Below are 711 nucleotides of genomic sequence, written 5' to 3' on the forward strand. Positions count from 1 at the left end.
ACCAAAACACCTTTGGTGTTGTAAGGTTAAGCCTCACGGATCATTAGTACTGGTTAGCTCAATGCATCGCTGCACTTACACACCCAGCCTATCAACGTCATAGTCTTTAACGTTCCTTCAGGGGGCTTAAAGCCCCAGGGAAGACTCATCTCGAGGCAAGTTTCCCGCTTAGATGCTTTCAGCGGTTATCTCTTCCGAATTTAGCTACCGGGCAATGCCATTGGCATGACAACCCGAACACCAGTGATTCGTCCACTCCGGTCCTCTCGTACTAGGAGCAGCCCCTCTCAATCTTCCAACGCCCACGGCAGATAGGGACCGAACTGTCTCACGACGTTCTAAACCCAGCTCGCGTACCACTTTAAATGGCGAACAGCCATACCCTTGGGACCTACTTCAGCCCCAGGATGTGATGAGCCGACATCGAGGTGCCAAACACCGCCGTCGATATGAACTCTTGGGCGGTATCAGCCTGTTATCCCCGGAGTACCTTTTATCCGTTGAGCGATGGCCCTTCCATTCAGAACCACCGGATCACTAAGACCTACTTTCGTACCTGCTCGAGCCGTCACTCTCGCAGTCAAGCTAGCTTATGCCTTTGCACTAACCTCACGATGTCCGACCGTGATTAGCTAACCTTCGTGCTCCTCCGTTACTCTTTGGGAGGAGACCGCCCCAGTCAAACTACCCACCAGACACTGTCCTCACCCC

The 711-nt window shown here is 52.9% G+C and carries 1 rRNA gene; it reads right to left on the bottom strand.

What is annotated here, in order from left to right:
• Window positions 1-22: 22 nt before the first annotated feature.
• A 23S ribosomal RNA gene (locus YROHD0001_RS0119145) occupies window positions 23-711 on the bottom strand; the annotation flags it as partial.

Source organism: Yersinia rohdei ATCC 43380, assembly GCF_000173775.1.
GTDB lineage: Bacteria > Pseudomonadota > Gammaproteobacteria > Enterobacterales > Enterobacteriaceae > Yersinia > Yersinia rohdei.